At 42.9% G+C, this 1,726-nt stretch carries 2 protein-coding genes; both read left to right on the forward strand.

Annotated features, from left to right (window positions below):
• Positions 1 to 916 (forward strand): DUF6014 family protein (locus PX484_RS06405; RefSeq protein WP_288103183.1); only part of this gene is annotated, 916 nt, incomplete at its 5' end.
• 320 nt (positions 917 to 1,236) lie between these two features.
• Positions 1,237 to 1,726, forward strand: a 490-nt coding sequence (locus PX484_RS06410) for a LamG-like jellyroll fold domain-containing protein (protein ID WP_353853212.1), incomplete at its 3' end; no start/stop codon positions are given.

Consider the following 1,726-nt stretch of genomic DNA (forward strand, 5'->3'; position numbering starts at 1 on the left):
CAATCGTCAGGGAGAACGACAACTCACGTTGAGTGCAATTTACGGAAAAATTCACCAAAATAGTCAACCTTCTATCGAACAACTAGAAAGCTTGACTCGTGAAAAATTTGGCAGTCTAAGACAACCGATTCCCAGAAATTTGTCCTTTACTGAAATTGCTAGTTGTGGCACGGTTAAAGGTGAAAAGGGGGAGGCTTTTATCGTTCCCCATAGGTGGACTTTTCCCAATAGTGTTCAGGGACCAGCTTTAAATAATGCCAGTGAGCAAAAAAGACGCTTTTCCGGTTCTAGCTACGAATGTATCCGAAAAATTTTTGAGCCAGAAACGGCCGATTTGCTATTAGGACCCCTGGAGGATCAAATTAATGGTGAACGCTATCGTCATCTCGATACCCAATTCCATGAAGCGGGTCATGCTAGTGGGTTAGGATTTGACTTAAAACTCAAAAATAAACTGTTTCAAAACTATACCTATGCCGGAGTCGAGGAGTGGCGCTCAGATAGTTTAGGCTTTGAATTTGCCGACTGTGCTTTACCTGCCGAAGAAGCGGGAAAATTAGTCGCTGTTAATTTCTGCATTCGCTTTGGTTTGGATGCTCACCGTTTAGGGGGTTTAGAAAAAGATGTGGACGTCCACGCTAGTTTGATCAGTTTGGAATATCTCTTGCAGAATGATGCTATTTATCTCACAAAAAATGGTCAATTGGCCCTGCGTAATGTCAGTTATCCAGGCTTACTAAAAGCGGTGGAAATGCACCGAACAAAAGCTTTATCTCTAACGCGAAGGGAGTTGAATCTAAATAGTCCAACAGGTCTTTTTGCTCTGTATAAAGTAGAGATTCATCCCGCAACCCAATTAATTTTTCAAGGACTAATTGTAGAGCGATGCCGCGGAATTTGGTCAGAGTTACAATAAGTACCTAGGGTTTGCTGATAATCGGCCCGGGGAGGGATGTCCATCAGCCATGAGCATCCCTCCAAAGCCTAGGTCTCTACTACTTGATGGCGATAGGGATTGGGGTCAACTCCCCTGAGTTTCTCGCCACAGCAAGTGCCGGCCCGGGAATATTAGTCGTTGACTCCTACACATTTATTTATATATATCGCTAGATAACTAAAATGTGTTAAGCTAGGGGGTAGCATTCTGGGAAATCACGACAGATAGATAAGTCTCTTATTAGTCAGAGTCCCTGAACCCCTGATTACTCCTTTCTCCCCTGGGCGATTACAAAACCAATGGCTGAACAACGCTCTGTACTAAAATTTAATGGCATCGATGATCATATTGATCTATCCCACGGATTTCTTGACATCGATCAGAGTATTACCATTACATTTTGGGCAAAAGGGGAAAATAATTTAGCTACAGAAACGACTTTTTTAGAAGCTGTTAATCAGGAGAATAACCGCGTTCTACATATTACCTTGCCTTGGGGCGATCCCGTGAAACCTGCTATTTTTTGGGATGCGGGTAATGAAGAAGGTTTCGATCGAATTGAAAAAAAAGTCAAGCTTAAGGATTATAGTGATTGGACTCACTGGGCCTTTGTCAAAAATGCGACCACAGGCCGAATGTTGATCTATCGCAATGGGATCATTTGGCATCGTGGCAACGGTCATAACCGTGCCTTAACGGGGATTGAAAAAATCATCTTGGGAGCCTCTGTTAATCTCTCTCATTATTGGCAAGGTTGTCTTGCAGAACTTTCTGTTTGGAATCAAGCGC

It is taken from the genome of Microcystis sp. M49636_WE2 (genome assembly GCF_030065375.1).
GTDB lineage: Bacteria > Cyanobacteriota > Cyanobacteriia > Cyanobacteriales > Microcystaceae > Microcystis > Microcystis aeruginosa_C.